General features: G+C 53.0%; 30 protein-coding genes and 2 pseudogenes. 19 read left to right on the top strand and 13 right to left on the bottom strand.

Annotated elements, in window-relative coordinates; all coding sequences use genetic code 11:
- The first annotated feature begins 290 nt into the window (after positions 1-290).
- Complete coding sequence (gene blaOXA, locus ERD80_RS13220) at positions 291-1,094, top strand: class D beta-lactamase (protein ID WP_136547195.1); 804 nt, start codon at positions 291-293, stop codon at positions 1,092-1,094.
- Between the two features lie 130 nt (positions 1,095-1,224).
- Here blaOXA and ERD80_RS22885 read toward each other — a convergent pair.
- Positions 1,225-1,323 (bottom strand): annotated as a pseudogene (locus ERD80_RS22885) (LysR family transcriptional regulator); the annotation flags it as partial.
- Between ERD80_RS22885 and ERD80_RS22880 the strand changes: the two are divergent.
- Positions 1,300-1,404, top strand: a pseudogene (locus ERD80_RS22880) (glutathione transferase GstA); the annotation flags it as partial. The pseudogenes ERD80_RS22885 and ERD80_RS22880 sit on opposite strands and share 24 nt — an antisense overlap.
- Before the next feature lie 176 nt (positions 1,405-1,580).
- On the top strand, positions 1,581-2,057 hold the full coding sequence (locus ERD80_RS13205; protein WP_136547193.1) for a glutathione peroxidase: 477 nt from the start codon (positions 1,581-1,583) through the stop codon (positions 2,055-2,057).
- Positions 2,058-2,144: 87 nt separating this feature from the next.
- On the opposite strand, the gene ERD80_RS13200 is transcribed toward ERD80_RS13205, so the two are convergent.
- Entirely contained in the window at positions 2,145-2,675 is a 531-nt protein-coding gene (locus tag ERD80_RS13200) for a GNAT family N-acetyltransferase (RefSeq protein ID WP_136547191.1), read from the bottom strand.
- Positions 2,676-2,867: 192 nt separating this feature from the next.
- Positions 2,868-3,194 carry a winged helix-turn-helix transcriptional regulator gene (locus tag ERD80_RS13195; protein ID WP_136547206.1) on the bottom strand — a complete coding sequence of 109 codons (327 nt, stop codon included), beginning with the start codon at positions 3,192-3,194 and terminating at the stop codon, positions 2,868-2,870.
- 205 nt (positions 3,195-3,399) lie between these two features.
- On the opposite strand from ERD80_RS13195, the gene ERD80_RS13190 reads away from it, so the two are divergent.
- Positions 3,400-4,179 (top strand): SDR family oxidoreductase, encoded by a 780-nt coding sequence (locus ERD80_RS13190; RefSeq protein WP_021506295.1) that lies wholly within the window; start codon positions 3,400-3,402, stop codon positions 4,177-4,179.
- A 265-nt stretch (positions 4,180-4,444) separates the two neighbouring features.
- On the opposite strand, the gene ERD80_RS13185 is transcribed toward ERD80_RS13190, so the two are convergent.
- Positions 4,445-5,047: a helix-turn-helix transcriptional regulator gene (locus ERD80_RS13185; RefSeq protein WP_021506296.1), complete on the bottom strand. Its 603-nt coding sequence runs from the start codon at positions 5,045-5,047 to the stop codon at positions 4,445-4,447.
- A 43-nt stretch (positions 5,048-5,090) separates the two neighbouring features.
- Between ERD80_RS13185 and ERD80_RS13180 the strand changes: the two genes are divergently transcribed.
- Entirely contained in the window at positions 5,091-5,777 is a 687-nt protein-coding gene (locus ERD80_RS13180; RefSeq protein WP_136547189.1) for a B3/4 domain-containing protein, read from the top strand.
- A 29-nt stretch (positions 5,778-5,806) separates the two neighbouring features.
- The gene (locus ERD80_RS13175; protein ID WP_136547187.1) at positions 5,807-6,700 is read left to right on the top strand and encodes a dihydrodipicolinate synthase family protein; all 894 of its coding nucleotides are present in this window, start codon (positions 5,807-5,809) and stop codon (positions 6,698-6,700) included.
- Between the two features lie 141 nt (positions 6,701-6,841).
- On the opposite strand, the gene ERD80_RS13170 is transcribed toward ERD80_RS13175, so the two are convergent.
- Complete coding sequence (locus ERD80_RS13170; RefSeq protein ID WP_088515888.1) at positions 6,842-7,561, bottom strand: type 1 glutamine amidotransferase; 720 nt, start codon at positions 7,559-7,561, stop codon at positions 6,842-6,844.
- A gap of 118 nt (positions 7,562-7,679) precedes the next feature.
- Between ERD80_RS13170 and ERD80_RS13165 the strand changes: the two genes are divergently transcribed.
- Positions 7,680-8,453 carry a helix-turn-helix transcriptional regulator gene (locus tag ERD80_RS13165; RefSeq protein WP_058769667.1) on the top strand — a complete coding sequence of 258 codons (774 nt, stop codon included), beginning with the start codon at positions 7,680-7,682 and terminating at the stop codon, positions 8,451-8,453.
- Between the two features lie 288 nt (positions 8,454-8,741).
- Here the strand turns inward: ERD80_RS13165 and ERD80_RS13160 are convergent, their stop codons facing one another.
- Positions 8,742-10,103 (bottom strand): esterase-like activity of phytase family protein, encoded by a 1,362-nt coding sequence (locus ERD80_RS13160; protein ID WP_136547186.1) that lies wholly within the window; start codon positions 10,101-10,103, stop codon positions 8,742-8,744.
- Positions 10,104-10,390: 287 nt separating this feature from the next.
- Here ERD80_RS13160 and ERD80_RS13155 point away from each other — a divergent pair, with 287 nt between their 5' ends.
- The 6 genes from ERD80_RS13155 to ERD80_RS23005 all read left to right on the top strand — a co-directional run bounded on the left by ERD80_RS13155 (position 10,391) and on the right by ERD80_RS23005 (position 13,523).
- Positions 10,391-10,972, top strand: a complete 582-nt coding sequence (locus ERD80_RS13155) for a LuxR C-terminal-related transcriptional regulator (RefSeq protein WP_059010369.1) — start codon at positions 10,391-10,393, stop codon at positions 10,970-10,972.
- A gap of 227 nt (positions 10,973-11,199) precedes the next feature.
- Positions 11,200-11,712, top strand: coding sequence for a GNAT family N-acetyltransferase (locus tag ERD80_RS13150; RefSeq protein ID WP_021506315.1), 513 nt, complete (start codon positions 11,200-11,202; stop codon positions 11,710-11,712).
- A 274-nt stretch (positions 11,713-11,986) separates the two neighbouring features.
- Positions 11,987-12,154 carry a general stress protein gene (locus ERD80_RS13145; RefSeq protein WP_021506316.1) on the top strand — a complete coding sequence of 56 codons (168 nt, stop codon included), beginning with the start codon at positions 11,987-11,989 and terminating at the stop codon, positions 12,152-12,154.
- Between the two features lie 186 nt (positions 12,155-12,340).
- Positions 12,341-12,538, top strand: a complete 198-nt coding sequence (locus tag ERD80_RS13140; RefSeq protein ID WP_211145590.1) for a hypothetical protein — start codon at positions 12,341-12,343, stop codon at positions 12,536-12,538.
- Positions 12,538-13,323 (top strand): hypothetical protein, encoded by a 786-nt coding sequence (locus tag ERD80_RS13135; RefSeq protein ID WP_136547182.1) that lies wholly within the window; start codon positions 12,538-12,540, stop codon positions 13,321-13,323. The genes ERD80_RS13140 and ERD80_RS13135 overlap by 1 nt, the downstream gene beginning before the upstream one ends.
- A 77-nt stretch (positions 13,324-13,400) precedes the next feature.
- Positions 13,401-13,523: a hypothetical protein gene (locus ERD80_RS23005; RefSeq protein ID WP_255412066.1), complete on the top strand. Its 123-nt coding sequence runs from the start codon at positions 13,401-13,403 to the stop codon at positions 13,521-13,523.
- Between the two features lie 46 nt (positions 13,524-13,569).
- On the opposite strand, the gene ERD80_RS13130 is transcribed toward ERD80_RS23005, so the two are convergent.
- A complete protein-coding gene (locus tag ERD80_RS13130; RefSeq protein WP_136547180.1) occupies positions 13,570-15,921 on the bottom strand; it encodes a phosphoketolase family protein in 2,352 nt (783 codons plus the stop codon).
- A 282-nt stretch (positions 15,922-16,203) separates the two neighbouring features.
- Between ERD80_RS13130 and ERD80_RS13125 the strand changes: the two genes are divergently transcribed.
- Both ERD80_RS13125 and ERD80_RS13120 read left to right on the top strand, forming a co-directional pair.
- Positions 16,204-16,503 carry a hypothetical protein gene (locus ERD80_RS13125; RefSeq protein ID WP_211145589.1) on the top strand — a complete coding sequence of 100 codons (300 nt, stop codon included), beginning with the start codon at positions 16,204-16,206 and terminating at the stop codon, positions 16,501-16,503.
- 193 nt (positions 16,504-16,696) lie between these two features.
- Positions 16,697-16,897 carry a hypothetical protein gene (locus ERD80_RS13120; protein ID WP_136547178.1) on the top strand — a complete coding sequence of 67 codons (201 nt, stop codon included), beginning with the start codon at positions 16,697-16,699 and terminating at the stop codon, positions 16,895-16,897.
- Between the two features lie 31 nt (positions 16,898-16,928).
- On the opposite strand, the gene ERD80_RS13115 is transcribed toward ERD80_RS13120, so the two are convergent.
- The 6 genes from ERD80_RS13115 to ERD80_RS13090 form a co-directional block, all read right to left on the bottom strand.
- Positions 16,929-17,195, bottom strand: a complete 267-nt coding sequence (locus tag ERD80_RS13115; protein WP_021506323.1) for a biofilm development regulator YmgB/AriR family protein — start codon at positions 17,193-17,195, stop codon at positions 16,929-16,931.
- A 53-nt stretch (positions 17,196-17,248) separates the two neighbouring features.
- Positions 17,249-17,539, bottom strand: coding sequence for a hypothetical protein (locus tag ERD80_RS13110; protein WP_058769661.1), 291 nt, complete (start codon positions 17,537-17,539; stop codon positions 17,249-17,251).
- 164 nt (positions 17,540-17,703) lie between these two features.
- Positions 17,704-17,949 carry a regulatory protein YcgZ gene (gene ycgZ / locus ERD80_RS13105; RefSeq protein WP_021506325.1) on the bottom strand — a complete coding sequence of 82 codons (246 nt, stop codon included), beginning with the start codon at positions 17,947-17,949 and terminating at the stop codon, positions 17,704-17,706.
- A 473-nt stretch (positions 17,950-18,422) separates the two neighbouring features.
- Complete coding sequence (locus ERD80_RS13100; RefSeq protein WP_071813571.1) at positions 18,423-18,608, bottom strand: general stress protein; 186 nt, start codon at positions 18,606-18,608, stop codon at positions 18,423-18,425.
- A 275-nt stretch (positions 18,609-18,883) separates the two neighbouring features.
- Positions 18,884-19,345 (bottom strand): YetF domain-containing protein, encoded by a 462-nt coding sequence (locus ERD80_RS13095; protein ID WP_021506327.1) that lies wholly within the window; start codon positions 19,343-19,345, stop codon positions 18,884-18,886.
- A gap of 12 nt (positions 19,346-19,357) precedes the next feature.
- Entirely contained in the window at positions 19,358-19,864 is a 507-nt protein-coding gene (locus tag ERD80_RS13090) for a hypothetical protein (protein ID WP_136547176.1), read from the bottom strand.
- A 232-nt stretch (positions 19,865-20,096) separates the two neighbouring features.
- On the opposite strand from ERD80_RS13090, the gene ERD80_RS13085 reads away from it, so the two are divergent.
- The 4 genes from ERD80_RS13085 to ERD80_RS13070 form a co-directional block, all read left to right on the top strand.
- Entirely contained in the window at positions 20,097-20,588 is a 492-nt protein-coding gene (locus ERD80_RS13085) for a nicotinamide-nucleotide amidohydrolase family protein (RefSeq protein ID WP_058769659.1), read from the top strand.
- Positions 20,589-20,906: 318 nt separating this feature from the next.
- The gene (locus ERD80_RS13080; protein ID WP_021506330.1) at positions 20,907-21,074 is read left to right on the top strand and encodes a general stress protein; all 168 of its coding nucleotides are present in this window, start codon (positions 20,907-20,909) and stop codon (positions 21,072-21,074) included.
- A gap of 157 nt (positions 21,075-21,231) precedes the next feature.
- On the top strand, positions 21,232-21,705 hold the full coding sequence (locus ERD80_RS13075; protein WP_021506331.1) for a ferritin-like domain-containing protein: 474 nt from the start codon (positions 21,232-21,234) through the stop codon (positions 21,703-21,705).
- Positions 21,706-21,732: 27 nt separating this feature from the next.
- Positions 21,733-21,863 (top strand): DUF892 family protein (locus ERD80_RS13070; protein ID WP_136547175.1); only part of this gene is annotated, 131 nt, incomplete at its 3' end.

Below are 21,863 nucleotides of genomic sequence, written 5' to 3'. Positions count from 1 at the left end.
TCGAGACGAAAAATGCCGCAGGTGTGCAGATCGCAATAGCGTCGTTTTCGCGCCGTTTGTCTCGCGGAAAGGCGGTTTCGCATCGTTTAGTTTTCCTAAAAAACAGGCGCAGATTAAATCGTTTTTATTTACCCCTGTTCAGGGTTATTAATAAGCACACCGAACGCGATAGTTTGCAGATGATAAAGGGATGTGGCGTGACCAGTCTCTTTATGCACAGCCTGACCGCGTTCAGTGCCCTTTTTCAGGGTGTAAATTACGTTAGCATTTAACTTTGGATTCAATCATCAATGAAAACCCGTCTGGCCGTTATGGCCTCTGTTGCTGCAATATTATTTTCACAGCAGGCATTCGCCAAAAACCTGTGCACTCTGATTGTTGACGCTGAATCAGGCAAAGTCCTGCTGGAGAGTGGCAACGACTGCAGTAGAGAAGTCACACCCGCATCCACCTTTAAAATAGCCATCAGCCTGATGGGATTTGATGCCGGCGTGCTGAAAAATGAAAAGGAACCCGCCTGGGATTACCAACAAGGATACCCGGACTGGGGCGGTAAAAACTGGATGAATAAAATCGATCCCACGGCATGGCTAAAATATTCGGTCTTCTGGTATTCGCAGCAGGTTGTTAAAAAAATCGGGCAACATCGCTTTGAAGACTATGTAAAGGCATTTGCTTACGGAAACGAAGATGTTTCCGCCGTTGACGTCAGCGCCCCCGGTCAGAATGGGGTGTGGGTTATGTCATCCCTGCAGATCTCACCGGTTCAGCAGATTGGCTTTTTAAGGAAAGTCGTTAACCGTGAGTTGCGCGTAAACCAGCATGCCTATGACATGACAGATAATATTACCCGCTACGACGTCAGCGTTAAGGGCTGGACGGTGCACGGCAAAACAGGAACCGGCTCACCGGGGAAAAAGAATCAATACGATCCGCACCATGCCTATGGCTGGTATGTCGGCTGGGCGACCAAAGGCAGGAAAAAAATTGTTTTTGCCAAACTGATTCAGGATGAACAGGTGTTAACGCCGAATGCTGGCCTGAGAGCACGTGACGAAGTGGTGAAGCAGATGTCGGCGGTCATTGCGCCCTGATGGCATAACACACGGATGCCACGGATTTTTATTAACCTCCCGGTTTTCATGCGGCTGACAGATTGCGGCGAGGCCCTTCATTATGAAACTGATGGTTAGCCAGCAAATAAATTGACCTCCGGACCGTGGCTTATCTTTCTTTACGCAGCGTTGTCAGCAGTGACTGCGCAGCAACAGAAGACTGACCGGATGGCGAACACACCAGTCCAAACTGACGCTGAATCGCTGGCCTGCGCTACTGGCGTATATGGCACGGATCAATGCGCGCCCTGCTGTGCAGGCGGCACTGATGGCAGAGGCGTCTGAGTGAGACTGGCAGACAGAGTTTTGTGCCGGCGATCAGGCTCTGTCTGCAAGGTTAGATGTCAGTGTTATTGTGACAACGGCGCGCAGAAAGTTATGCTGTGCGCGCCAGGCTATGAACCCCGCTATTGGGCCCGCGTGGCAACATCAACATCGAAACTGTGCTGTTTTGAGGACACTGACATGACCCCTTTTTATCAGTTTTCGGCCACCAGCCTGACCGGTCAACCTATCTCTATGGCCGATTATGAAGGCAAGGTGGTTCTGGTGGTGAATACCGCCAGTCATTGCGGCTTCACGCCCCAGTACGCCGGCCTTGAAGCGCTCTATCAGAAATATGCCGCGCAGGGTCTGGTGGTGCTTGGCTATCCCTGCAATCAATTCGGTAAGCAGGAACCGGGAAACGCTGATGACATCTCACAAACCTGTCATGTTAATTACGGGGTGAGCTTCCCGATGTTCGGCAAAGTCGAGGTTAACGGCAGCGCAGCGCACCCGCTATTTCGCTATCTGAAAGCGGAACTCCCCGGCGTGCTGGGCGGACGGATTAAGTGGAATTTCACCAAGTTTCTCATCGGACGCGACGGCCAGCCGCTGAAACGCTTTGCACCGATCACGTCCCCGGAGAAAATGGAAGCCGCGATACTCGCTGCACTTTAAGGTGGAGCGTTACCGGATTCGCAGCATTAATTTTAGAGCACAGCGGAAATTAATGGTATCCGGCGGGAGACAGTGTGCCCCGCATATTTATTTTTTATTCCACTTGTCCTGAGTCAAGGTGAAAAGCAAGCTTGGGGGCGCACTTTTCACATCATGAATTTCTCGTAAGTACTGCAATCCTGCCCTGGTTAGAACTTTTTGCGAGGCCAGATGATTTGCCCGTACTACAGCAGATATTTCAGCCAACTTTATTTCACCAAAACCATAGTCGACCGTATACTTAGCAAACTCTGTCGCCAGCCCTTTTCCCCATGCCTCTGTAGAGAAGCGATATCCAAGGTTATTGATTGATAAATCGGCATAGCTCCTGATGCTGAGTCCGCCAAAACCAATGACTCTCCCCGGATTGTCCGTCAACGCGATCGCCCAATTACCGAAACCGTACGTTTCCCAGTGCTGAAGCCAGCGAGCCAACACCTGACGGGCATAATCAATATCGGGATACGGACCTGCGGGGTTGAAGGTATTTGTAGCAGGGTCGCCATAAATTCTGAAAAGATCATCAGCGTCAGATTCAATTACCGTTCGTAGATGAAGTCGTGTCGTATCTGCCTGCAAAGAAACCTCCTGAACTTACCGTTTATAAGCCACGTTTTCTTACTATTTTATCGCGGGGCAATCCCGGGTTCATAACAGGGACGTTAAATTTAATTTTATGAAATTCTCAGTCACTACGAATAACAGCACGCTTTATACCCTAAACACCAGCCTGAACAGGTTAAATTTTATCAGGCTCAGCGTCCTGGCTGGTTAAGTCGGGCGTTTTTCCGCCCATTTCAGCATGGCATCAAGAGCAGGACAAAGTGCCTGTCCCCATTCAGTGAGTCGATATTCCACTTTGGGTGGCACCTGAGGATACACCATCCGCGACACTATATCGTCGGCTTCCAGCTGTCTCAGTTGTTGCGCCAGCATCTTCTGCGAAATACCGGAAATTAATTTTTCAAAATCTGAATAGCGCTGTACTTTGCCGTCGAACAGATGAAAAAGGATGATTAATTTCCAGCGCCCTTCCAGCAGTTGAATAACATGCTCCACTCCGCTTGCGGCTGATTCCGGACTGTATAACTTACTCATCATTCAGTAACTCACTTTTTTGTGCGTACTTGTCAATTTAACAGTCTATGTGGAATATGACCGTACTGTAAACAAAGGGAATACAGGTCTATGCCATCCACATTACCGCTCGCTATTTATGACGACTTCGCGCTCAGCAAGGGTGGCGATATTGCCAGCATTACTGATTATTGTACTGCCACTTCAACAGACCAGAGATTCTCCAATGCCATGTGATCTCAATTTCCACGGTAAACGCATATTGGTCACTGCGGGTACCAAAGGTGTGGGTAAAGCGGTAGTTGGGCTATTCAAACAGCTGGGTGCAACAGTATTAACAACCGCACGCCACGCATCCGCAGAATGTAGGGCAGACGCGTTCGTAACGGCAGACCTGACCACGGTTGAAGGGTGTAACTCAGTCGCGGAAGCCGTTCAGACACATCTGGGAGGCGTCGACATCATTGTTCATGTGGCCGGCGGTTCTACCGCACCCGGTGGTGGCTTTGCAGCATTGGGTGAAGAGGAGTGGCAACAGGAGCTCAATCTTAATCTGTTGCCCGCGGTACGTTTAGATCGTGCGCTGTTGCCTGCCATGCTGCAGCAGGGGGGCGGAGTGATCATCCATGTCACTTCTATCCAGCGAGAACTGCCCTTACCAGAATCAACCACGGGTTATGCAGCAGCGAAAGCGGCGCTGTCAGCCTACAGTAAAAGCCTGTCGAAAGAGGTTGCGTCACAGGGGGTTCGGGTGGTTCGCGTGGCACCCGGCTGGATCGAGACCGAAGCTTCAGTGGCCATGGCGGAACGGCTGGCGCAGCAGGCAGGAACAGATTACGAAGGCGGTAAGCAGATCATCATGAAGGCACTTGGCGGTATTCCGCTGGGACGCCCTTCTCAACCCATTGAGGTAGCTAATCTCATTGTCTTCCTCGCATCATCTTATGCTGCCGCGATCACCGGTACTGAATTTGTCATTGATGGCGGTACTATTCCAACGGTGTAGTCAGATATCCTCATCGATCCATTCGGGTAGCGATCCGGATATTTTATATACCTTAATAAGGCGCCAGCGGCTATTAGATCAAGCCATGTGCGATATCGACCCGGCCGCTGTGTGATATTCCCCGACTCTTTGTCGCTAATATCCGCTCCTCGCTCATGGCGAATACGCAGTCCGCCTGGTGGCAGAAACGGACATGAATAGCGAAAACCAAGGATGATTATTTGCACACAAATCAGGGTTTCTTTGGCCGTCCATTGAAAAACGTTTATGACGCTTTTTCATTCACCGTCATGATAAAGTTCAGCGTGTTTTCTCCCTGGTTTGCGTAGAAGTGTGGAACATCAGTTTTGGCTGTAACGGAGAATCCCGCCGTTACCTGAAATACGCTCTCTTTCACGCCAAGCGTGAGGGTTCCGGATTTTACGTGCAGTAGCTCCAGCGTGCCTGAGGTATGCCCGGGTGATTCAAACTTTTCGCCTGGCCGCATTTCCCACAGCCACAGCTCAAGCATATCGGGTCCACCCGAGCCGGCCAGCAGCCTGGCGCTTCCCCCTTTGTCTCCTTTCCAGAGTTCGGGGATGTCCGTATCAGCGATGATGTGCACATCAGGCCTGGCGCTGACATCAACAAAATCCGCCACGGACACGCCCATGGCAGCAGCAAGCCGGCATAGCAGCGCAATGCTGGGGTTAGCCTTACACCCTTCAATTTCTACCAGCATCCCCTTACTGACACTGGCTTTGCGGGATAACTCATCGAGAGAAATTTTTCTTTGTTTACGAAACTGCTTAATCCGCAGAGATACGGCTTCGTTAACCGTGTTGACATCTGCGCCGGCAAAGGTCACTAAATTGACTTTTTTGGTCATTGGTCGATATTATAAAATAAAATGGTCATTACAGGATTATCGCGTGTTAATCGTATCTGCGTCAATTTCCCCTGAAGTCTGTCAAATCGCCCCCGGTTTTCGGGCGCTCAGCATCAGTGTACAGGCAGCGCCTGTCGTGAATCCGCACGTCGGGGTAACGGCACTGAAGGCGGCCTGTGAGGCGGTGCTGTCAGATTCCCCCAACTGGGCTGAATCCCATCTGGCCGCATGGGCCGATGTGTTTCAGAAATTTGGTGCCAAACCCAAACGCACGCCCTGTTCTGCTGAGGCGCTACGCAAACGCGTGCTTCGCGATGGCACCCTGCCCGCGCTCGATCCGGTCGTTGATCTTTATAACGCTGTCAGTCTGCGTTATGCCGTGCCCGTAGGGGGAGAAAATATTGCCGCGTACCGGGGTGCACCTCGCCTGACGGTGGCAACAGGCACGGAACCCTTTGATACCATGAAAGAAGGGGTTATGGCGGTGGAATATCCTGCGCCTGGCGAAGTCGTCTGGTGTGATGATGCCGGCGTAACCTGCCGTCGCTGGAACTGGCGGCAGGGAATCAGGACTCGCTTAAGCGTTGAAGCGCAACACATGTGGTTTATTCTGGAAAGTCTGCCGCAGATGCCGCTCGATCAGCTGCATGAAGCTGGAAAGATGCTGACCGACGGCCTTGAAGAAATGATGCCCGGACGGCAGTGTAACGTCACCCTCATCGGCGAGTAACACCTTTAACTCAGTTCTGGAGACTCTGCATGTTCACCGGCTTGTCTGCTTTCCCGTTAACGCCTGTCACCGCGCGTGGTGTCGATGAACAGGGATTCACGAAGATCCTGGCTCGCCTGACGGCAGCCCGTGTCGATTCTTTGGGTGTTCTGGGTTCAACCGGCAGCTATGCTTACCTGAGCAGGGAACAGCGCAAACGCAGCGCAACGCTGGCCCGTCAGGTTGCCGGGGAGATTCCCGTGATGGTTTGCGTGGGTGCTATCAGTACCGATGCCGTACTGCATCTGGCTGAAGATGCGCAGTCCGCAGGCGCTGCTGCGCTGCTGCTGCCGGCGATGAGTTACCAGCCGCTGCGTAATGAAGAGGTGTATGCCCTCTTTGAGACGGTTACCCGACATGCTTCAGTACCGGTTTGTGTTTATGACAACCCCGGCACCACGCATTTCCGCTTTACCGACGAACTGCTCGGGCAGCTGTCGTCACTGAAAGGGATTCGCTCAATTAAAATTCCGGGAGTACCGGATACCCCCATCGCTGCGGTTGAACGCGTCGCAGCATTACGAAAACATCTTCGTCCTGGCGTGACCCTGGGTATTAGTGGTGACGCCAGTGCCGGGCTGGGGCTGAATGCCGGTTGCGAAGTCTGGTATTCCGTTTGCGGCGGTATCTTCCCGGAAACCGCTAAACAAATTACGCAGGCCGCAGCCATTAACGACGCTGAACGCGTTACTGCCCTAACTCACCGCCTGCAACCTTTATGGGATCTGTTCCGTAAGCATGGCGGAAGTCTCCGCGTGATCGCAGCGGCAGCAGGCATACTGGGGCTGACCGATGCCGACTGTCTGCCTCGTCCCCTGTTACCCTTATCGGCCGCAGAGGTGGCAGAAGTAGCAGCAGTGATGGCCGCTCTGGACCTGAAGTAACGCGCCGGCGGAATCGGTCCTGCGCCAGGCCGTTGATAGAAAGTAGGGTTTGAAGGGTGCACAAAAGGTCATGGTGCCTGCATGTATCAGCTTCTGATAAAGAATGCCCGGAGATAAACATCACCGGGCATAAAGCGTTGTTTAAGCTGATTTGTAGCGCGCTTCGAGCTTATCCATGAAGCCAAAAAGTACCTGATTCATTTCGCTGTAGTCGTGCGCACGAAGTTCTTCTGGCGTATGAACAAAGCGATACTCTGCGGCTCGGCTCAGGTCTTGCTGCGAATGAGCGATGAGCCGTTCTACAACATCCAGCGTCAGTTCCATGTGGCACTGAAAACCAAAGACGCGATCTGAATAGGAAACGATCTGGCGGGGACAGCCTTCGCTGTAGGCGATGATTTTTGCATCCGCGGTCAGGCCCGGCATGTCGTTATGCCAGTGACCGACCTCAAGCGACTTCGCAAAGTGAGAAAACAACGCATCCTCGCGAGCCTCTTCAGTTAGCGTGATCGGGAACTTACCAATCTCTTTTTCAGGGCTGTGAGCAAACGGCGCGCCCAGCGCCTCACCGATCAGCTGTGAGCCAAGGCAGATACCGATAACGGCTTTACCGGTTTTAACAGCAGCAGCAATCAGCGCCTGCTCGCCTTTCGCATCGAAGTGCGGACACTCTCTCTGGGTCGTGGACGGGTCCTGCGGACCGCCCATCACGATCAGGAAATCAATACCTTCGGCGTCCACGGGTAGCTCATCGCCTGCGTATACACGCGAGTAAGTCACATTATGACCTTGATTTCTGGCCCATGTTTCATAAGCCCCTGGCGCTTCAAAACTTTCATGTACGATAAAGTGTACCCGCATGAGGATAGGCTCCTGTTATACCTGTGATAATCTGACTGATAAACGACACACTCATCCAGTGAGTTGGTACACCGGATGGTTTCGAGGCAGCATCATAGTTGCAGGACCCTAATCTGAAATGCCAGGTAGTATAGATAAAGCGCCAAGACATGAAGCATCCACTGGCTGGTCCGGCACAGCGATTAGCTATCAGCGAGGAGAAACCGATCCTCCTCATCATCACCTTGAAGGGCAACTCCTCTATGCAACCAGAGGCGTGATGCTGGTCGAAACGGAAAACAATCGCTGGGTTATCCCCCCTCAGCGTGCATTGTGGCTACCGCCTCTGCAGATACATAGTTACAATCTGCTGTCTCACACAGATCTCAGGGCCGTCTATTTCAGTGGCAGCCTTATCGCGGAATGTACAAATTTTGCGAAGAGTGACCAGGTGCATGTCATTACGGCTACGCCACTGGTGAAAGAACTGATAACCGGTCTGTTCAGTGATAACTACAACAGACCGAGCCAGCGGAAAATGGCTCTGTTGCTTCTGGAAATACTCAGCGAAGCGCCTTCTCTTACTGCGGAACTTCCAATGCCACGTGATGAGCGATTATTCTCTGCGGCCAGAGAACTTGTGGTAAATCATCGCTGGGAAATACCACTGAGCGATCTGGCTTTTATCGCGTCAATGTCTGAACGTACCTTTTCGCGATTGTTTATTAAGGATACGGGTTTTAGTTTCAGAACCTGGAAGCAAAGAGCAAGAATTTATGCTTCGTTAGATCTCCTTGCTAATAACATCCCTATCAAACAGGTCGCTTATAAGCTCGGTTTTTCATGTCCTGCTGCCTATACCGCTGCTTTTCGCTCCATCCTGAATGCAACGCCGCGCGATTATTTGCCTTAATCTATGAATCAATGCCTGCCTCTCACTCCAGACAGACATTTTCCTGTGAGTCAGTCTGCCTTATCCCAGGAACTGACGCTGCCGTTTCAGGCCATTTAATGGCTGTACGCTGTATCAGGGTAAATTTATCAGGCGATATCTCTTAATCACCTGAGCAATAGCCACCCTGAGTTTCCACATCCTGTTAAACACGAGGCCGCGATGACCTCCCCGATGACACAACGGGGAGTCATTCAGCCTTAAGCATTTTCGTGCTGGCACCGGTGTCCAGCGCCAGCACTGCAGCCTCTAGGGTTTCAGCGGTTCCGCCAGCGTTATGATAAACAACTCACTGTCCGAGCTGGCTTTATCCAGCGGCTTCACGCTGATGGTGGTGGCAACCGGCTTATCATCTACCGTCAGCCCGCCCTGGTCGTTGACCCGATAATCCTTGCGCTTCTTACCTTCCACCGGATTTTGTAGCACCATTTTCACGCCGAAGTCATTGTCATTGATGACCGCCAGCGTGTTGCTGTCGATCAGCGCCAGCCCTTCGGCCTTCTCCTGCTGCCAGCCGAGTTGACGCAGATCCACCACCCGCGTTTTCGTTGCCAGCACGATGCCGCGCTGCGCCAGCGTTTTGGCGTCGTCAAACTCCGGGTAGTCACCGGCCTTATCGAATGCGGCCAGATCGCTAGCCTGACTGAGATCCACCTTATAGATAAGGTTACGCATCGCGTCGTCTTTGTCGCTGCCCTGCTCAATCAGCAGGATATGCTGATTATCGATCGCCACGATATCGCCAATTTTCGCGTCGCTGTTTTTACTGTACGCCTCGCTGTCGATAGGGTAACCATACATCGCGGTTTTCCCGGTGGCCGGATCGAAGCTCACCAGGCGGGTAAAGCGTGCCTGCTTTTTACTTTTCCCGTTGATATCGAGCGTGCTCTGCACCGCGGCGATGATACGTCCATCCGGCATGCGCGTGATCCCTTCAAAGCCACGATTTGGCTGGCGCCATTTAAGAACGTTCGGCAGACCACCCGCGATCGATTTTTCCCCTTCCATGGCCTGCGGCCCGTGAATCGCCAGAATCCTGCCCTGCTTATCAACGTTAATCAGGAACGGACCATACTCATCGCACAGCCAGTATCCGCCCTTCCCGTCCAGCGTAATGCCTTCCGTATCCAGACCCCGGTTATCGCCCTGCAGCACGTTCAATTTATCGCTTAGCGCGATCTCATTGGTTGACCCGATGACGCCATTCTGCAGCGGCAAGCCGTTAATATTGCCCTTTGCGTCGTGCAGCGGTCGGGCGTCCGTCGCCTGCGCTTTGCCGTTCTTCACCTGGATATTCATCAGCAGTGGCGCGAAGTCCGGCGTGACGAAAATTTTCGACTCCTGTTTACCCATGTCAGGCGAGTCGGCGTTCGGTCCGCGGTCGGTGACGGTCACAAAGTTGAGCGTGTCTCCCTGCCTGCCGGTAAACAGCAAACCGGAACCGATGCCCACCGGCAAACCCTCCGGAAACGCGCTGGCGAACGCACCGCTGTAGCTGACGCGCGTCCCCTGAGGAAAAGCGACGCTATAGCGTTCGGTTTGCGGCTGCGCCGCTAGCGTGGATAACGAGAGGGTACAACCGAGAATCAAAGGAAGCGTTTTTCTTTTCATATTATTCATGTCCATACAGAGGAGCTGACACCCTAAAGACTAAAAATGACAGGAAAATGAAATTGCAGAGCAACAGTGGCAGCTGACATCATCCCGGGCGATCTCCCCGGTTCGCCACCGTACCGGTTTTGCTTCATTCATCAGAAACCAGCTTGCCTGTTGTCCCCCTGCAGCTCAGCCATCCCGGACATTTCTCAGCCTTTTCCTGCAACCTGACGCAGGCCGTCTGATATCGGCTCCGCGCGGTTTCCGTTCAAATGGGTTAACCGCGAGCACAGGAGGAAACAATGCTGAACATCTTCACTATGGATAGCGACCGCTGGATTACGGAAGGTCTGCGCCTCTACTTTTCCGGGCAGATGATAAGCTGCCTGACGCTCACCTCGCCGGATGACCCAATCCCCACCGGACACGGGCGCAACGTGGTGATCAGCGAGCTGCATTTTGCCAGTAAAAACCTGGAAGAGACGTTGCGTAGCCTGCTGCTGATGCAGCTCAAAACGCCGGGCGTTGAGCTGGTGATTCTCACCGACATCAGCGATGAAGCCGTGCTGAATTACGTGGCCCGCCACCTGAAGAAAGCGCTGATCCTGAGTAAAAAATGCCCGCTGGCGACGCTGGTCAGTGCGGTGCTGACGCCGGAAAACGTTGCCGCCGTCGCCGTACCGCACGGCAACGCCGATGTGCTGACCGAGCGCGAGTTCACGCTGCTGCGCTGGCTGGCGGGTCCGCGCCGCATGACGGAGATCGGGCATGCGCTGCACCTCAGCAATAAGACCATCAGCCACTACAAGAACACCATCTCACGCAAGCTGGGCTGTAAAAACCACATGGATTTTTACCATCGCCTCACCAGTTACGGCTTTTAATTCGCGCCACCCGCCTCAATTCAGGATGTTCAGCCCGCTGGACATCCTGCGCCTGCCTCCTTCCTGTTAAAAAATCAAGACATTCAGCCAACATCCTTACCGTAAAAGGGATGACACCCGGTTTGATTCGCGCATAATGACGGGTCACCTGTACGGGCAGGATGCCCGCTGACATCCCCACTCTGCCGTAACGCAGGATAAAACATAAAAACTGAAGGAAGACTGGCATGGAATTCACCATACGCAACGCGCAGCCTGATGATGCCGAACTGCTGCATCAGCTGGGGCGCATGACCTACAGCGCCCACTTCAAACATATGTGGGTATCCGAAGCCGAGCTGGATGAATTCATCGATAAAGAGTACGGCCTGGCCGAACTGCGCAGCAGCCTGGTGGCGCCCAACGAAAGCTGGCTGATTGCCGAAACCAACAAACCCATCGGCTTTGCCAAAGTGACCTGGAACACGCCGGTACCGGACTCCGGTATGAGCGGTGCCCAGCTGAATAAGCTCTACCTCAATCCGCAGGAAACCGGTAAAAACTATGGCCGGCGCATGTTCGAAAGCATTATCCACGCCGCGCGCGATAAGCAGGAAGGCTATCTGTGGCTGGAAGTGATGGGTGAGAACGTGCGCGCACGCAAATTTTATGAAGCCTTTGGCATGCAGCACATCAAAGACATTCCTTTTATTACTGCTTCGCAGCAGAGCATCCTGCAGATTTTAGGCATGGTTATTTAGCGTGGCTCACGGCGCCGGGTCAACTGTCTGGCCCGGCCGATTGGGTGCACTGGAGTGTTTCATTTTATTACTTCACCGCCGCAAAAGTTTTAAATAAGCGCAGCGACAACGCAGAATTATTGTTATTTCAACAAACTAAGATAAAAATAAAAACGCCCTTTTTATGCGCCGTCACGCTTGCAGAAATAGCACCAGCGATTAGTATTAAATACGCAACACGCACATGACAGCGCAACAACGTCATGTTATTTATTACTCATGAAGAGGATATATTATGACTCAGCATCGAGGCGGTTCAGGTAATTTCGCAGAAGATAAACAGAAAGCATCAGAAGCCGGTAAAAAAGGCGGACAGCACAGCGGCGGCAACTTTAAAAACGACCGCGAAAAAGCGTCCGAAGCCGGTAAAAAAGGCGGTCAGAGCAGCAATCGCGGCTCGTGATTCGCCGGCCAGCACAGGATGAGGCGGCCATGGCGCAGGGAGCGCGCCGTTACCCCCCGGATTATTGTCTTACCCTGCGCTGACTTTCCTCACGTTTAACAGATAACTCTGAAACCGCCTGAATCTGGCAGAAAACGTTATATGATCAATTAACTATTTATTGCCTTACAGGAACAGCCTGACGTGATATTGCGCTATTTTACCTTTCTTTTTTCCAGTCCGGAATCATTACTGCAGGTGATGAGCCGCCAGGATATTCGTGAATCCATTCAGGAAGGTGACCGGATTATTATTGACGAAGACGGTAACGCTTCGGTTAATCCCCTCAGTCCACAGGTACAGCAGGACTTCGCCGATCATATTAAGCGCTTAAAGGATATCTGATGGGAACCGCGATATTTATGGTGCTGATGGTCTGCGGCTACTGGTACACCAGTCGCGATATGTCCAGCCGCCTGAAAATAAAACGCTCCTTTGGCTGGGACGTCTATTTTCTCATTGCGCTGTACGGCTGCATTTTTGTCGTTCAGGGCGTGGTCGCCACCGGCCTGGTCTGGCTGCTACTGCTGGCGGCCTCGGCCATCAATAACAGCCTGGCGCTGTCTGCCGATCTCCATGCGCGCTGGCACGTCGATTTCATGACATGGAGTTTTCTCGGCATTCAGGCACCGGTGGTGATCATGCTGGCGTTTGCCGTGCTGTTTTGTGTGTATCGTTCCAATTCCGGCAGCGCGCGGCTGACCGCCGGCAGTCGCAAAGAGCTATATCAGCGCCTGTCGCGCTCTAACGGTATTGAACAACTGCTGCTGCACTGCATGGAAGAAGGCGAACTGGCCTGGGTTACGCTGAAATCGCGCCGTATCTACATCGGCATGATTCACGCTGCCACCTTTGAATATCCCAGCACCGCCAATATCGTGCTTATTCCGATGCTCAGCGGCTATCGCGATTCGCGCACGCTGAATCTGGCGATTGAGCATAACTACAGCCGCTGGTATCACCAGCACGAGATTAGCTTTGTCTCCAAACCCAAAAGCGCGCTGGAGTTCCGTAAGGTGCTGATGGTCAACCAGATTGAAAGCCTGTCGCTGTTCGATCCGGCCAGCGCCAGCGCACTGGCTATGGGGAAACATCAGCACACAGAGAAGCGGCAGAATGTTCCGGGCTGAGCCGCGCAGCCACCCTTTCATCCGCGCAGCTGGCAACGGTGGCGCGGGTTCACATGGTAACCGTTAAGGAGTATACAATGACCGATCGTCCCGTTCACGGCGACCAGCCGGATTACGATCCGCGTAAAAACAGCCCCGACCAGAAGCCGAAAGATGACGAAACCAGCGCGCCTGAATCCGGGGATAAACAGGCCGAATAAACCATAAACCGCCTTTTCAGGCGGTTTTTTTCGCGCCCGGGTCGGGTTAGCCCGGCCACAGCCAGTTACGTACTTCCGGCACGTCTTCACCGTATTCGCGCACATAGCGATGGTGCTCCGCGATGCGCTGCTGCAGGTCGTCGAGCAATTCAGGATGGCGATCGGCCAGGCCCGGCACATGCAAAATCGCCGCCTGCGCCAGATGATAGCGGTCCAGCTCGTTGAGCACCGTCATATCAAACGGCGTGGTGGTGGTGCCCTCTTCGTTGAAGCCGTGCACGTGGAAATTGGCGTGATTGCTGCGCTGATAGGTCAGACGATGAATCAGGCTGGGATAGCCATGAAAGGCGAAAATTACCGGTTTGTCGCGGGTAAACAGCGCATCGAAATCTTCTTCCGACTTGCCGTGCGGGTGCTGCTGCTGCGTCTGCAGCGCCAGCAGATCCACCACGTTTACCACGCGAATGCGCAACGTGGGCAGATAGTTTCGCAGCAGATCTACCGCCGCCAGCGTCTCCATGGTGGGCACATCGCCGGCGCAGGCCATCACCACGTCCGGCTCGTCGTCATCGCTCGCCCAGCGCCATTCGCCCATACCCGCCTCACAGTGGGCAATAGCGCTGTCGATGTCCAGCCACTGCGGTGACGGCTGCTTGCCGGCGACAATCACGTTGATGCGATCCCAGGTGCGCAGACAGTGATCGCCTACCCACAGCAGGGTGTTTGCGTCCGGCGGCAGATAGATGCGCACGATATCCGCCTTTTTATTCGCCACGTGATCGATAAAACCGGGATCCTGATGGCTGTAACCGTTGTGATCCTGGCGCCAGACATGTGAAGACAACAGATAGTTGAGCGACGAGATCGGCTGACGCCAGCCCAGCTTGCGCGTCACCTTCAGCCATTTGGCGTGCTGGTTAAACATCGAGTCGACAATATGGATAAAGGCTTCATAGCAGTTGAACAGCCCGTGTCGACCGGTGAGCAGATAGCCCTCCAGCCAGCCCTGACACTGATGCTCGCTGAGAATTTCCATCACCCGACCGTCACGCGCCAGCTGCTCATCATACGGTTCGATATCTGCCATCCAGCTGCGGCTGGTGACGTCAAAAACCGGCGTCAGGCGATTCGAGGCGGTCTCATCTGGCCCGAACAGCCGGAAGTTATCGGCGTTGCGCTGAAAAATCGCGCTGAGGTAGTGGCCGAACTGTTTAGTGGCTTCGCCGCGCTGGCTGCCCGGCGCGCCGGTGTCGAGCGCAAACTCGCGGATGTCCGGCGTGTTGAGCGTGCGTCGCAGCCGGCCGCCGTTGGCATAGGGCGAGGCGCTCATGCGTTTATTCCCCTGCGGCGCCAGCGCACGCAGTTCCGGCCTGAGTTTACCCGCCTCGTCAAACAGATCCTCCGGCTGATAGCTGCGCAGCCACTGCTCTAACACCTGCCGATGCGACGCGTCTTCGCGACACGCCGCCACCGGCACCTGATGCGCACGCCAGAAATCTTCCACTTTTTTACCGTCCACCTCTTTCGGGCCGGTCCAGCCCTTCGGGCTGCGCAGCACAATCATCGGCCAGCGCGGGATCGCCTGCTCAGCCTGGCCGCTGCGCGCCTGCTGCTGATAAGCGGCAATTTTATCAAACGCGTTATCCAGCGCTGCCGCCATCTGCTGATGCATGTCGGCCGGCTCGTGCCCGCAGACAAACAGCGGCTCATAACCGTAACCGCTGAACAATTGCTGCAGATCGTCATCACTGCTGCGCCCCAGCAGCGTCGGGTTGGCAATTTTGTAGCCGTTCAGATGCAGAATGGGTAGCACCGCACCATCACGCTGCGGATTGAGGAATTTGATGCCGTGCCAGCTGGCGGCAAGCGGCCCGGTTTCGGCTTCGCCGTCACCAATCACGCAGGGTACGATCAGCTGCGGATGATCGAAAACCGCGCCAAACGCATGCGACAGCGAATAGCCCAGCTCGCCGCCTTCATTAATCGAGCCCGGCGTTTCTGGTGCCGCATGGCTGGGAATGCCTCCGGGAAACGAAAACTGCTTAAACAGCCGCTGCATACCGGCGGCATCTTCACTGACGTGCGGATAGATTTCGCTGTAGCTGCCTTCGAGCCAGCTGTTCGCCACCATGCCCGGACCGCCGTGCCCCGGACCACAGACGTACAGCAGATCCACCTCGCGCTGGCGGATGATGCGGTTGAGGTGCGCATAGATAAAGTTCAGGCCGGGCGTCGTGCCCCAGTGGCCGAGCAGACGTGGCTTGATATGCCCGGGCTGCAGTGGTTCGCGTAACAGCGGGTTGGCCATCAGGTAGATTTGCCCGACGGACAGATAATTGGCGGCGCGCCAGTAGCGATCGATCAGCGCCAGTTCATCGGCGGCACTCGGATTGGTCATGCCCTCTTCTCCTTTGGTTAGCCATCAGTTAACCCTAATAGAGGATAGGCGATGCTGCGAGCCAGACGGTATTTCTGCACTGTCGCTATTAGCCGCTGCGCTTATTCAATCTTTCACGAAAATATAAGCGCAGCGGTAAAAGCTGTACACGTTAATATTTTTTTCATTTTGTGCACTATTTAATGGGTCGTGACCCGCAAAACTGGCGCTTTTTCACTTTTGGTCTATTGTGCCTTTTACAGGTAATACCAGTAGAAAATAGAAAAATAAAAGGATCCTAAAATGGACTATAAAATGTTCGCTAACCGACTGCAGCAGTGGCCGCAGTTACATTTTACGGCGATTGAACTGCAGCAACGCGAGATGACCTGCGAGATCTACGCCACGGCGGCTGAGCACCAGACCATGAGCCAGCTGTTTATTTGTCGCGCCAGTGATGAAAAAAATGCGCAGGAATTAATCAGACAGTACCGCAGCTGGCTGCATGAATTTAACCTCGGTCGCAGCAGGCGCGATAATTCCCGCCCGCCGCGCAGCGTGTCGGTGAATGTTCCGGGCGCAATAAGCACAGCGCTAAAATAGAGTTATCGGCATGCTTAACCATTTTTTAGTTGCATGAATCTGCTACAGCAGCGTATTACTATTCGCGCAGCGTGATAACGCCTGGCAATCTGTCTGACGAATAACCTGTGCCATTTTCACTGACAGCAGAAAAAGGTGTTGAGTTGTTATCACCTGTGCAACACTGTACGGATATACAAGTCCCGGAGGTGACGTGAAAAAAGTTAACCGTCCTGCACCGGATCTGTATGCGCTGATAGGCATCGCGGTGACGGAATTTATCAGGGAAGGTAGCGTATTCAGGATACATGACGTGACGCAGGTGCTGCATACGATGAAAGCAGAAGCGCGTGATGAGGATTTCCGGCATCGCTGCGATGCCGCAATAAGGCTACTGGCAGATCTTATGCACTGAACCGATCCCCGCCTGCGCGGGGACCACTACCTCAGGCGTCGTCTGGCGTATAACCCACCACAATTTCCAGCGTTCTGCGCAGCACACTTGCCTGCGCTTCGTCCTGTGTCGCTTCCAGCGCCATAATCAGACATAGAATGATGGATTTGTTACTGACGCGGCCTTCGCTGGCCAGCACGCTACGAATGACATCATTCAGTACCGCGGCCTCTTCACTCAATGCCACTCCGGCATCGCGAAAATGCGCCGCCAGTTCCGTGTCCGGCAGCGCAGAATAGAGAGAGTGATTCTCCGACATCGTTCTTTTCCCGTACTGTGAGCAATACAGTCAGATTATAATTTAACTGTCAGTCAGTGCTTGCGGCTGCCGCCACCCTGACCGTTGTGGCCAAACAGCGGATGCACATTATCGCGATCCGATTGTTCGCCACGCCGCTTTTGTCCAGCCGTCATGCTCGACCGGACTTCATCGATTGCAGTGCGAATCGCAGCCGCCTGAGCATCATCGCTGGCCTGCTGCTGCATAATGTGGAGCTCATCAAGCAACGCCTGGGTGGTGACCGGCCCGGAGCGCTGCAGCAGCGTTAACGCCGCTTCGCCGATGATCTCATCAATAAGAGTCTGGTGTTCGCTTCTGTTCATATCATAATAAATCTCTGCATGCTGCCTGCCCCGACCGGGAACGCGACAGAAAAACAGCGCCGCTATCCTGCGGCGCGATACAGCCCGTCACAAGTCATACATGCAGTGATACGTTATCAGAATGGCGTTTTCGTGTGTACAACCTGGACGCTTTCGCTTCGCTCTCAGCTCTCGCGTTCAAATAGCAGGCCAATCAGCTGGTGATAATGGTGCTCTTCTTCCGTGGTAGAAGCGAGCTCCAGACGACGCAGCAGCTTAGTACACAGCGATTTACGGTTCAGATTACGGCCTTCACGCAGGATTTCGACCACGACCTGGCCCAGCGTCTCCTGCTGCGAAGGCAGCGTGGCTTTGCTAAAATAGTTGGCAATCGCCTCGACTGAGTTCGGAGTGTATCCGTTCTGGCGCATAAGTGACTCCCGTTAACATTAAATTGTCAGAAAAATGTTCTGGCTAAGTTGTACAAGTTTTTCAAAATCTGTACAAGAGGATAAACAAGAGAATGGGGTTTTTTTGTTGCAAAAAGTGCTACCGAAAAGTTATTAACCCATGCATAAATTGAAATTTTTTAACATCGTCAACGCCCGATCAGGTCCACATTAATAATGAGTCGACAACGTATCGCTTCGTTATCAGTGCCACCTAATCTGCCTGTTACTTATTTCCTCTCGCGCTAACAATCGTTATTGGTGGTTGCAGCCGCTGCGCTTATCAGATATTACCGCGCGTCATTTTTTCGTTCCCTGCAGCACGGCAGCTGGTGATATAAAATGCGTGCGGCGCAATGGACCACTCCCTGAATTGCGCCGCTGCGTTACCGATTAAGCCGCCTCAGGGTAGCTTAACTGATTACGCTGACTGCATTTATATTAAAGAAGGCGGTTTAAGCTTCCGCCGCTGCGGTTTTGCCGCGACGACTTACTTTTCCACCGCGTCTGCCCGCTTCTACTGCCCTTTCAGGACAGTTTTTAAAATTCCCGCTGCTGACGCTGCCGCCTTTTTTACCCGCTTCGCGAGCACGCTCGGTATTTTCTGCAAAATTACCTGCACCACCACGTCGTTGTGTCATATGTCACCCCATTGATAAAAATAATTAAGTAGTTAAACGACAGAATATCTCCACACAGGAACAATATGGATGGGATTGGAGATAAAACAACATTTAATATGCATATTTGCGCTGACAAAAAGCCATGCGCAAATGGTTATTTTCACCGCTGCGCTTATAGCGGGTTGCTTGTAAAGATTTTTTTTCAAACTTGTACAAAATAATTTTAGTGGTATAAAATCAATTAATTAACAAAAGCGTGATCTGCGTCACAAACAAGTATTGAGAGATTGTTGCTATTTTTCAGTTTTATCTGAATTTTCCGGGATGATGGAAATATGACCGCTCACTTCCAGCACCGCGTATTTAATTTGATCGATGCGTTCCAGTCCCTGACCTGAACGCGCGGCCTCGAGGATATCTTCCCGACTGATGCCCGACATTTTTAGCCGCTGCGTTAATATCCGGCCATGCTCCACCAGAATCAGCGGTCCTCCCTCCGCCATTTGTTCGAATAGCGGAAAGCGCGCTTTGAGTTTGCCCAGCACAATATCAATAGTGATTAAGGTAATGATGGTGAGGCTGGCACCGGTAACGGAAAAGTCATCACCCAGCAATGCCTGCTGCGTGGCTTCGCTAATAATCAGCAGCAGAATCAAATCGAATGAGGTCATTTGCAGCAGTGTGCGTCGACCGGCAATTTTAAATACCACCATTAACAACAGATAAATGGCGGCTGCGCGTAATACCGTTTCCATAACGCTCTCCTTTTATGGGTAAATCCACTGCGATACCTTTACCGGTACCTGATGATTGACGTGCACGCTCAGCGCAACCCGTCCCGCCGCCTGCGGCTGAATCCCCAGCCAGATCACATGACCTTCTGCCGCCTCGCTGGCGTAAGTCAGCTGCAGCGTGTTATCCCGCGTGATGGCCTGCTGTGGCTGTGGCTGTAGCGTCTGGATCTGCAAATCGTCTAACGCGCCGCTGCCTAGCGTGACGGTGAAACGCTCGCCGCTCTGCGGTGCCACGCGAATCCGCAGGTTCATATTGCTGTCGATGCGACCAAAACGTTCATAGCGAATGCTGACGGAACTATCAGCCGACTGCGCCTGCCCGTCGCTTAATATGCCTTTGGAAAACAGCCCGCAGGCACCCAGGATCACAATCACCATTAGCACGTATTCACCGATACGCTGTATAACGCTCTCCCTGCGTTGCCAGCGCATATCCTCCTGCACCGGATAATCACGGCTGGCTAACTCATCTTTCTTCATGGTGTTATTCCTCTTGCAGTTAATTAGCTGACATCATGTCGCTCCGGTTATTCCCTCTTCGTTCTGAGTTTTAAGCTTAGCGGTAAACGCCGGGAGCTTCGGTAACAGTTTAATTCGGCTGAGCAGCGGTGCAGAAATTACTCCTATAATTCGGATGCACGCCGCTGGCAATGCATATGAGCAGCGGCAGAGACAGCGTTTATTAATTTCACTCTGACAAGGGATACAGAATATGGATGAAGAACTGGTTAATTTAGCGACCGAAGTGGGTAATAAATTACTGGCCGCCGGCCTGAGCGTCACCACCGCTGAATCCTGCACCTCTGGCTGGGTCGGTTCCGCGCTGGCGGCCGCCAGCGACAGTAGCCGCTTTTACAGCAGCGGCTTTATTACTTACACCAATCAGGCGAAGCAGCGCGTGCTGGGCGTCAGCGCAGAGACGCTGGCGCGTGATACCGCCGTCAGTGAAGCCGCGGTACGGGAGATGGCCTGCGGCGCGAAAAAGCTCTCCGGGGATACGCTGGCTATTGCCGTCAGTGGCTATGCCGGCCCGGACGGCGGTGAGGACGGCACGCCAGCCGGCACCGTGTGGTTTGCATGGTGTCTGGCAGATGGCAGCGTGCACACCAGCCGGCAATGGTTTTCAGGTGAAGGTGAAGAAGTGGTGCGCAAAGCAACCCTTTTTAGTCTGGCGGAATTGAACCGTCTGCTCGACGCTATTTAGCGCCGCTTCGCCGTTCAATGATTAAACGTCAATAAAATAAGCCAGGCGGATGAAATTTCCACCTAAGGAAAATGTGTAGAGCATAAATAATCATCAGGTAGGTTAAAAGCGAGACCGTAATATGGACCGGCTCGCTAAAAATTGCGTGGTTATTTTACACCACAATCTCCAGCCTTCTCATTAATATAGCGTTAGCGAGGCGTGAAAAATATAACCGCCGCGCTTGTCAGTGAGGCAGCCTGCATTAGTATTAAGTGTGCAAAACATGCATGGCGGCAGATGCGTCATGTTATTTATTACTCATCACGAGGTAATAGTATGACAGAGCATAGAGGCGGTTCAGGTAATTTCGCAGAAGACAAAGAGAAAGCATCTGAAGCGGGTAAAAAAGGCGGACAAAACAGCGGCGGTAATTTCAAAAACGACCGTGAGAAAGCGTCCGAAGCCGGCAAAAAAGGCGGACAGAATAGCCATCGCGATTCCTGATGCGCTGTAACGCAGAGTAAGGAATGTCTCGGAGCAGGGAATGCTCCGTCATCAACAGGATGACAGGGATTCATTGCTTCGTTTCATTCCCTCTCTTAATCGCGTTATCACTTAATGGCTTCAGCCTCCCGTTAATCACCGATTCGGAGAATATTCCATGAAAGTTAAATCGCTACTCGATCTTTTTATTCACGATCTTTCGGACGTTTACAGCGCGGAGAAACAGATCACCCGTGCGTTACCCAAACTGGTCCGGGCAGCCTCCGATGAAAGTTTAAAAAACGCTTTTCAGCAACATCTGGAAGAGACCCAGGGACAAATTGAGCGCCTCGATCAGGTTGTAGAGAGCCACGATGAGCTGCGCATCATGCGTATGAAGTGCCATGCGCTGGAAGGCCTGGTAGAAGAAGCGCAGGAGCTGATTGAATCCACCGAAGCCGGCCCGGTGCGCGATGCTGGCCTGATCGGCGCAGCGCAGAAGGTTGAGCACTACGAAATTGCCACTTACGGCACGCTGGTGGCCATGGCGAAAAAGCTGGAGCTGAACCAGGCCGCAGAGTTGCTGGCTGCCACGCTGGCAGAAGAAAAATCCACCGATGAAAAACTCACGGATATCGCGGAAAAACAGTAACGCGACTGCCGTACAACGGAGGTAGATATGACGACCACATCCGCACTCTCGCATTATCACGACTGGCTGCGCGACGCTCACGCCATGGAAAAACAGGCCGAAACCATGCTCGAGCAGATGGCAAAACGCCTGGAAAACTACCCGCAGCTGCGGGCCCG

Origin of the sequence: Pantoea sp. R102 (assembly GCF_004916815.1) — a bacterium.
Classification (GTDB): Bacteria; Pseudomonadota; Gammaproteobacteria; order Enterobacterales; family Enterobacteriaceae; genus Pantoea; species Pantoea dispersa.
Note: the sequence above shows the minus strand (reverse complement) of the source record. Positions and strands in the feature narration are given on the sequence as shown.

What these genes read in the sequence shown, in the direction of transcription:
- blaOXA (WP_136547195.1), top strand. Translation starts at nt 291, where the DNA reads ATGAAAACCCGTCTGGCCGTTATGGCCTCTGTTGCTGCAATATTATTT.
- ERD80_RS13205 (WP_136547193.1), top strand. Translation starts at nt 1,581, where the DNA reads ATGACCCCTTTTTATCAGTTTTCGGCCACCAGCCTGACCGGTCAACCT.
- ERD80_RS13195 (WP_136547206.1), bottom strand. Translation starts at nt 3,194, where the DNA reads ATGAGTAAGTTATACAGTCCGGAATCAGCCGCAAGCGGAGTGGAGCAT.
- ERD80_RS13190 (WP_021506295.1), top strand. Translation starts at nt 3,400, where the DNA reads ATGCCATGTGATCTCAATTTCCACGGTAAACGCATATTGGTCACTGCG.
- ERD80_RS13185 (WP_021506296.1), bottom strand. Translation starts at nt 5,047, where the DNA reads ATGACCAAAAAAGTCAATTTAGTGACCTTTGCCGGCGCAGATGTCAAC.
- ERD80_RS13175 (WP_136547187.1), top strand. Translation starts at nt 5,807, where the DNA reads ATGTTCACCGGCTTGTCTGCTTTCCCGTTAACGCCTGTCACCGCGCGT.
- ERD80_RS13170 (WP_088515888.1), bottom strand. Translation starts at nt 7,561, where the DNA reads ATGCGGGTACACTTTATCGTACATGAAAGTTTTGAAGCGCCAGGGGCT.
- ERD80_RS13165 (WP_058769667.1), top strand. Translation starts at nt 7,680, where the DNA reads ATGCCAGGTAGTATAGATAAAGCGCCAAGACATGAAGCATCCACTGGC.
- ERD80_RS13160 (WP_136547186.1), bottom strand. Translation starts at nt 10,103, where the DNA reads ATGAAAAGAAAAACGCTTCCTTTGATTCTCGGTTGTACCCTCTCGTTA.
- ERD80_RS13155 (WP_059010369.1), top strand. Translation starts at nt 10,391, where the DNA reads ATGCTGAACATCTTCACTATGGATAGCGACCGCTGGATTACGGAAGGT.
- ERD80_RS13150 (WP_021506315.1), top strand. Translation starts at nt 11,200, where the DNA reads ATGGAATTCACCATACGCAACGCGCAGCCTGATGATGCCGAACTGCTG.
- ERD80_RS13145 (WP_021506316.1), top strand. Translation starts at nt 11,987, where the DNA reads ATGACTCAGCATCGAGGCGGTTCAGGTAATTTCGCAGAAGATAAACAG.
- ERD80_RS13135 (WP_136547182.1), top strand. Translation starts at nt 12,538, where the DNA reads ATGGGAACCGCGATATTTATGGTGCTGATGGTCTGCGGCTACTGGTAC.
- ERD80_RS23005 (WP_255412066.1), top strand. Translation starts at nt 13,401, where the DNA reads ATGACCGATCGTCCCGTTCACGGCGACCAGCCGGATTACGATCCGCGT.
- ERD80_RS13130 (WP_136547180.1), bottom strand. Translation starts at nt 15,921, where the DNA reads ATGACCAATCCGAGTGCCGCCGATGAACTGGCGCTGATCGATCGCTAC.
- ERD80_RS13125 (WP_211145589.1), top strand. Translation starts at nt 16,204, where the DNA reads ATGGACTATAAAATGTTCGCTAACCGACTGCAGCAGTGGCCGCAGTTA.
- ERD80_RS13115 (WP_021506323.1), bottom strand. Translation starts at nt 17,195, where the DNA reads ATGTCGGAGAATCACTCTCTCTATTCTGCGCTGCCGGACACGGAACTG.
- ERD80_RS13110 (WP_058769661.1), bottom strand. Translation starts at nt 17,539, where the DNA reads ATGAACAGAAGCGAACACCAGACTCTTATTGATGAGATCATCGGCGAA.
- ycgZ (WP_021506325.1), bottom strand. Translation starts at nt 17,949, where the DNA reads ATGCGCCAGAACGGATACACTCCGAACTCAGTCGAGGCGATTGCCAAC.
- ERD80_RS13100 (WP_071813571.1), bottom strand. Translation starts at nt 18,608, where the DNA reads ATGACACAACGACGTGGTGGTGCAGGTAATTTTGCAGAAAATACCGAG.
- ERD80_RS13095 (WP_021506327.1), bottom strand. Translation starts at nt 19,345, where the DNA reads ATGGAAACGGTATTACGCGCAGCCGCCATTTATCTGTTGTTAATGGTG.
- ERD80_RS13090 (WP_136547176.1), bottom strand. Translation starts at nt 19,864, where the DNA reads ATGAAGAAAGATGAGTTAGCCAGCCGTGATTATCCGGTGCAGGAGGAT.
- ERD80_RS13085 (WP_058769659.1), top strand. Translation starts at nt 20,097, where the DNA reads ATGGATGAAGAACTGGTTAATTTAGCGACCGAAGTGGGTAATAAATTA.
- ERD80_RS13080 (WP_021506330.1), top strand. Translation starts at nt 20,907, where the DNA reads ATGACAGAGCATAGAGGCGGTTCAGGTAATTTCGCAGAAGACAAAGAG.
- ERD80_RS13075 (WP_021506331.1), top strand. Translation starts at nt 21,232, where the DNA reads ATGAAAGTTAAATCGCTACTCGATCTTTTTATTCACGATCTTTCGGAC.